Genomic DNA, 6,386 nt, shown 5'->3' with positions numbered 1-6,386 from the left:
ATTCCGTTCCCTCCCCAATACAACAACCGGCATTCAAGGAAATGGTCGGTGATTCCACCGCTTTTGGTCAGGTACTTACCATTGTAGATAGGGTAAAGGATAACAAGGCAACGGTATTGATACAAGGTGAAAGTGGTACTGGTAAGGAATTGGTAGCCAGGGCCATCCATTATTCGGGAAAGTACAGTAAAGGACCGTTTATCGCAGTGAATTGCGGGGCCATTCCGGAGAATCTTCAAGAGGCGGAAATGTTTGGATATATCAAAGGGGCCTTTACCGGGGCCGACCAAAACCGAAACGGTTTTTTTCAGGCGGCATCGGGAGGCACGCTCTTTTTGGATGAAATAGGGAATGCCTGTTTAGATGTACAGGCCAAATTATTGAGGGCTCTTCAGGAAAAGGAAATTACCAAAGTCGGTTCCCGAACTTCTGAAAAAGTCGACCTTCGTGTTGTTGCGGCCACCAATATGGACCTATCGGAAGAAATCAAGAAAAAGAGCTTTCGGGAAGACCTCTATTATCGTTTGACCGTCGTTGAGATCAAGGTACCTCCATTGCGCGAACGAAAATCAGATATTCCACTCTTGGTGGATCGATTCCTTCAAAAATACGGTATGGAGTATCGAGATCGTTTATTGAGAATGGATTCCGAAGCCCTGAAAATATTGGAACGTTACTCTTGGCCGGGAAATATAAGGGAACTTGAAAATGTGGTACAACGAGCCGTGATCATGGCGGATGGCCCGATCGGTGTAAAAGACTTACCGGACTTTTTAAAATATGAGATAGAATTTCCCGAGGAGGAACTCATGCCCTTGAGGGACATGGAAAGACAATATATCAAACGGGTGCTACTGTATGCCGAAGGGAACAAGACCAAAGCAGCAAAGATTTTAAAGATCAGTAGAAAAACCCTTCGTGACAAACTTGATTGACCTGGTCAGCTTTTGACCAACTGGATAGAAACTTTCCACTTTTCATTTTTCCACTTTTCCCATTTTAATATGTTGATTTCTGAAAATCAATTAATTGTATTTTGTTTTCTTCTTTTTTTCTTTCAAGGCATACCATTTGCCATATAGTGTACCAAATAGTTTCAAGTAGAACGGATCAAGGTGATATACTCCGGCACTACGGTGACAAAACAACACATAATGATGGTAGGGCAAACTATGAAATACGGCAATCTTGTTTTGGAAAGGTATGACTTTTTGATGGTCAAAAAATACGTACAAGGGCCATTGGGCTTGGAAGATTATACCCATGGAACTGTATTGGCCTTGTTGAAGGAAATTTTGCAGAAAGCCATTGTTCAAGAAAAGAAGATATGAATGCAAAACTCACATGGAAACAACGCATATTGGTCGGATTTGTAATGGCCGGGGCATTTTTATTGGTACTGGGCTCCAATCTCTTGGACCGTAGACATTTTTCAACGGTACAAAACACTATCGAATCGATGTATGGCGATCGAGTTGTCGTACAGGACTATATCTATCAATTGAGGATTTATCTGCACGATAGGGAATTGGAGGTGTCGGGAGATGACAGCACAGTAAAAGATAATGAAAGCTATGGACAGATCACGACCATCCTTGATGATTTTGCCGCTACCGACTTGACACGAGAGGAGGCCACATTTTTAAAACGCCTGCGCCGGCAATTTTCGAGCTTGCGCTCATATGACCTGTCAATGGTGGACCGGGAGGATGCCAAATCAAAAATGTTGGGGCATATCCAATCGACCAAAACAATCTTGGATGCTCTTGAGGAAATTCAAATCGAAGAAAGTGGACATCTTATAGAAATCTCAGAGAAATCATTGAGTGTCAATGTGATGTTGTCGCAATTGGAAATCGCTTTTTTGATCATTATAGGAGTTTCCATATTGGTACTGGCCTTTCAGCCGATCAGAACACTATATCCCATCCATTGATTTAAAACAAGAAAAGAACCTAAATAAAATGAACAGTCCCATGAACCAATTTAAACGGAGCTTATGCTCTACCTGTGTTCACAGATCGTACTGCGTTCTGAGCAGCGATAGGTCAAATATCAACCTATGTAATGAATATCGACATCATATGGATGATAAGAATGAACCTACCATCGTGTTTTCGGATGAAATGTATTAACAAACAATCAGAGGGTACGACGTACCCAAAAAACAGTTATTTATGACAACAACTTTAACATCAAAAAAAAAGCAGCCAAAACAAGGCATGTTGGACAACGTTATGCGACAGTTCAACAATGCAGCGGATATTATCGAGCTGAATACCAACATCAGAAAGATACTGGAGGTCACCAATAATGAATTCGTTGTGCATTTTCCCGTACGCATGGACAATGGGGAGGTAGAGATATTTACGGGCTACCGTGTTCAGCACAACAATGCACTGGGACCCTACAAAGGAGGATTGCGTTACCACCCCACGGTGGACATTGACGCTGCCAGGGCCCTGGCCATGTGGATGACGTGGAAAACCTCTTTGGCCGGATTGCCCTATGGTGGGGCCAAAGGAGGGATACAGTTGGATCCCACCAAATATTCCCAAGACGAACTGCAACGGATCACCAGAAGGTTTACCTATGCTCTTGGGGACAATATTGGACCGGAACTGGATATTCCTGCGCCTGATGTCAACACCAACCCGCAAACCATGGCCTGGATCTTGGATACCTATATGTCCACCAAATCCCCCAATGAACGCTCGAAGAACCTGCATGTGGTCACGGGAAAACCCATTGGTACCGGTGGTTCTGAAGGAAGGGACCGGGCAACGGGCTATGGGGTTTTCCTGACCATCAAATTTTGGGCGGAACACAATACGATCGACCTAAAGAACAAAACATTCATTGTACAGGGGTTTGGTAATGTGGGCTATTGGGCGTCCCATTTTCTAAAAAAAGAAGGGGCCATTCTAATTGCCGTACAGGATGCCTATGGTAGTATCCACAATCATGAGGGTATTTCCCCGGAAAAACTTTTGGACTATGCGAAGGCCAATAAGGGCAGTATATCGGGCTTTGCAGGGGCAAATGTCATCGACAATGCCGAATTTTTTGGTTTGGACTGTGACATTTGTATACCTGCGGCATTGGGCAACCAGGTCACTGTGGATAATGCCCATAGCATCAAGGCCCGCTTGATTGCCGAAGGGGCCAATGGACCGACCGATGTAAAGGCGGAGGAGATACTTTTGAAGCGGGGCATTGATATCATACCGGATATCCTGTGCAATTCCGGTGGTGTAATAGGCAGCTATTTTGAATGGTTGCAGAATCGCAATGGGGAAATATGGCAGTTGGACGAGGTATTGGAGAAGCTGGAAAGAAAGATGCGGGAATCGTTCAACAAGGTCATGTACAAAACAAAAACAAAGAACTTGGACATGAGAACGGCTGCCTTTGTCATTGCCATAGAGCGACTCGAGGAAACCTATGTACAGCGGGGCATATTCCCATAATAAAAAAAACGAATGGTTTTGCCGGAACTGATCCAGCGAAACCCATAATGCATAAAATTAATACAATGAAATACGATAGTCTGTTGATTGAAAAAAAGGAATATGTCCTACTCAAAAGGTTGATGAACCTTTCGGGGTACCATCAGGACAGTACATGGAGAAAATCGGTAAGGAAGTTGGCCGGGGAATTGGAGACCGCGAAGATATTGGATGAGAAGGATATGCCCAAGGATGTGATACGGTTCAATTCCAATGTCACGATTGTTTCCGAAAATGGGTGGCATAAAAAATTCAAATTGGTACTTCCCAAGAAAAGTGATGTCAAGAACAATTGTATATCCATATTAACGCCCATGGGGTCAGCGGTAATGGGGTACGCCAAAGGAGATTGCATAGTTTGGGAATTTCCATCGGGCAACCAGAAACTGACCATTGAGCACCTCGAACAGGAAAATGAGTCCATCAACCTGAACATGGTACTATGAAATCCGTCAACCGCCCCTATTTTCATGAATCCATAAGCCGGATCATCAGTAAAAAGGACAAATTGGAAATCACCAATTGGACAGAGACCATGGAAGGAATCAATGAAGAACTGCAGTACTTGATTCAATTGGAAAAAAGGTTGTTGGGGGATCCGTCCATGAACCAACGGCTTTTAGCAATCCAAAGGGGAAATCAACTTCGGTTAGGAACACTGTACCGCTATGAACGTACCATGTTGAATGCCATCGAATGCGATACCATGGAATGTGATGCCTATTACCTCAATACCCATGAGAAAAACCGTGATGGTTATATGGGGCATATAAAAAACTATGCACAAATCAAGTTGTTGCTGTTCTCCAAAATCTTGGAACGTTTCAACTGAAAACCTCAATGAAAAGACCTGTCGGTCGCTAGCACAAACTTGGAGGTCGGGCAAAATACGCTTCCTAATGAAAGCTGCGCATTAGGTCGATTAGATAAACAAACAACATTTTTATGAAGCATTTTTTTTCCAATTTTAAAGGAGATCTTTTTGGTGGTATCACAGCGGGCATTGTGGCCCTACCCTTGGCCCTGGCCTTTGGTGTCAGCTCGGGTTTGGGGCCCAGTGCCGGTTTGTACGGTGCCATTTTCATCAGTTTTTTCGCCGCCTTGTTCGGGGGCACCAATACCCAGATATCCGGTCCAACGGCACCTATGACCGCTGTTGGCATGGTCGTGGTTGCCGGTATCGTGGCCATGAACGATGGTAATCTGGAGAAGTCATTGCCAGCCATTTTATTGGTATTTCTATTGGCAGGGTTGTTACAAATCCTATTGGGCCTTGCGGGACTTGGAAAATACGTTCGCTATATTCCGTATCCTGTGGTTTCAGGCTTTATGACGGCCATTGGTGTAATCATCCTTGTTACCCAGCTGTTGCCTTCCATGGGCTATTACCCAACGGAAGATGAAGCATTTGTGGACCGATTCAGACCTCGGGCTAAAGAGGTTATCCTCAGGGATATCCTTAATGAAGAATCGGATGGAGGAATACTGGTGCTTGAGGATTTTGAAGAAACCCTGGACAGGGCGGGGGAGGTATCTGAGCAAAATATCCTGAAAGAGGCCCAGACCTTGGCCAATAAAGATGCCTCCGGGGTCATCGGTACAATCAAGGTTTTGCCAAGGGCCCTGAATCGGATAGATTGGTTGGAACTTGCCCTGGCCTTGGCTACCATTGTGATCATCTATGGCTTTAAAAGAATCACTAGCGCCATTCCCAGTGCATTGGTCGCATTGTTGGTCGTTTCAGGGGCGGCCTATGGGATAGGCTTGGATTACAGGCCCATCCCACAAATACCCAGCGGTTTTCCCGTTCCCCATTTGGACATCTTCAGTGAATTCAAATTAAACTCGATAACGCCCTATATTTTTACAGCCTTGACACTGGCACTTTTAGGAGCGATAGATTCGCTATTGACCTCTGTGGTCGCGGACAATATGACCAGAACACAGCATAAGCCCAACAAGGAATTGATGGGGCAGGGCATCGGTAACAGTATAGCGGCCATTTTTGGGGGCATTCCCGGAGCGGGGGCGACCATCCGTACTGTAGTCAATATCAATGCCGGTGGTAAGACTAGATTATCGGGTATGATTGCGGGAATCCTGTTGCTTGTCGTATTGTTGGCCTTAGGGCCCATCGCTTCCAAAATACCGGCCGCCGTTCTTGCCGGCATCCTGGTTACCGTGGGGATTGGGGTAATCGACTACAAGGGGCTCAGGGCCATACCGTATCTGCCCAGAGATGTCAAATTTGGACCTTTGAAGATCAGTTCCGAGGTGGTGGTCATGTTGGTGGTCATGGTGTTGGCCTCCGTTTGGAATTTAGTCTACGCCGTGGGTATCGGATTGGTAATCGCCTCCCTGATGTTCATGAAAAAAATGGGGGACTTAACGGCCAGGCAATCGGATGTCAAGACCTTACTGGAAGAAAAGGGTTGGGCGGATGAAGCCAATTTTCCAGAACATCTTAAAAAAGAGGTCTTTATCAAACATTTGAAAGGACCTTTGTTTTTTGGGTCTACAAGCGAGTTTCAACAATTGGCTAAGCAGATACCGAAAACCGCTTCCACGGTGGTCATCCGAATGGACCGGATGCAGTATTTGGACCAGACGGGGCTATATACCCTTGAGGACATATTGATAGACCTTAAAAATGAAGCTATCACGGTACTCTTTGTACATGTCCTTGAGCAACCCAAATATATGATGGAGCGGGTCGATTTGATTCCATCATTGATTCCGGAAAATCAAATATTCGATGATTTTGAGGCTTGTACCAACTTTATCAGAAGTCAAAGATAGAGCCGCTGGTGTCAAAAAAAGCTGTTCTACATGATCAACTGATCGGTACTTGATTGGGGATAGTTTTAAAAGAATTGG

The 6,386-nt window shown here is 44.8% G+C and carries 7 protein-coding genes; all 7 read left to right on the top strand.

All coding sequences use genetic code 11. The features are described 5' to 3' along the window. On the top strand, positions 1 to 935 hold a 935-nt coding region (locus EO132_RS17175; RefSeq protein WP_235856500.1), incomplete at its 5' end, for a sigma-54 interaction domain-containing protein. 237 nt (positions 936 to 1,172) lie between these two features. Then, on the top strand, positions 1,173 to 1,331 hold the full coding sequence (locus tag EO132_RS19360) for a hypothetical protein (protein WP_164732372.1): 159 nt from the start codon (positions 1,173 to 1,175) through the stop codon (positions 1,329 to 1,331). Beyond that, a complete protein-coding gene (locus tag EO132_RS17170) occupies positions 1,328 to 1,936 on the top strand; it encodes an MCP four helix bundle domain-containing protein (protein ID WP_127139044.1) in 609 nt (202 codons plus the stop codon). The genes EO132_RS19360 and EO132_RS17170 overlap by 4 nt, the downstream gene beginning before the upstream one ends. A 241-nt stretch (positions 1,937 to 2,177) precedes the next feature. Further along, positions 2,178 to 3,470 (top strand): Glu/Leu/Phe/Val family dehydrogenase, encoded by a 1,293-nt coding sequence (locus tag EO132_RS17165; protein WP_127139043.1) that lies wholly within the window; start codon positions 2,178 to 2,180, stop codon positions 3,468 to 3,470. 65 nt (positions 3,471 to 3,535) lie between these two features. Next, positions 3,536 to 3,955, top strand: coding sequence for a GreA/GreB family elongation factor (locus EO132_RS17160; protein WP_127139042.1), 420 nt, complete (start codon positions 3,536 to 3,538; stop codon positions 3,953 to 3,955). Continuing rightward, positions 3,952 to 4,341: a hypothetical protein gene (locus tag EO132_RS17155; protein ID WP_127139041.1), complete on the top strand. Its 390-nt coding sequence runs from the start codon at positions 3,952 to 3,954 to the stop codon at positions 4,339 to 4,341. Before EO132_RS17160 ends, EO132_RS17155 begins: the two co-directional genes overlap by 4 nt. Positions 4,342 to 4,454: 113 nt before the next feature. Next, positions 4,455 to 6,308 carry a SulP family inorganic anion transporter gene (locus tag EO132_RS17150; protein ID WP_127139040.1) on the top strand — a complete coding sequence of 618 codons (1,854 nt, stop codon included), beginning with the start codon at positions 4,455 to 4,457 and terminating at the stop codon, positions 6,306 to 6,308. Positions 6,309 to 6,386 lie beyond the last annotated feature (78 nt).

This window comes from Flagellimonas oceanensis, assembly GCF_003992595.1.
GTDB classification, from domain to species: domain Bacteria; phylum Bacteroidota; class Bacteroidia; order Flavobacteriales; family Flavobacteriaceae; genus Flagellimonas; species Flagellimonas oceanensis.
Note: the sequence above shows the minus strand (reverse complement) of the source record. Positions and strands in the feature narration are given on the sequence as shown.

What these genes read in the sequence shown, in the direction of transcription:
- EO132_RS19360 (WP_164732372.1), top strand. Translation starts at nt 1,173, where the DNA reads ATGAAATACGGCAATCTTGTTTTGGAAAGGTATGACTTTTTGATGGTC.
- EO132_RS17170 (WP_127139044.1), top strand. Translation starts at nt 1,328, where the DNA reads ATGAATGCAAAACTCACATGGAAACAACGCATATTGGTCGGATTTGTA.
- EO132_RS17165 (WP_127139043.1), top strand. Translation starts at nt 2,178, where the DNA reads ATGACAACAACTTTAACATCAAAAAAAAAGCAGCCAAAACAAGGCATG.
- EO132_RS17160 (WP_127139042.1), top strand. Translation starts at nt 3,536, where the DNA reads ATGAAATACGATAGTCTGTTGATTGAAAAAAAGGAATATGTCCTACTC.
- EO132_RS17155 (WP_127139041.1), top strand. Translation starts at nt 3,952, where the DNA reads ATGAAATCCGTCAACCGCCCCTATTTTCATGAATCCATAAGCCGGATC.
- EO132_RS17150 (WP_127139040.1), top strand. Translation starts at nt 4,455, where the DNA reads ATGAAGCATTTTTTTTCCAATTTTAAAGGAGATCTTTTTGGTGGTATC.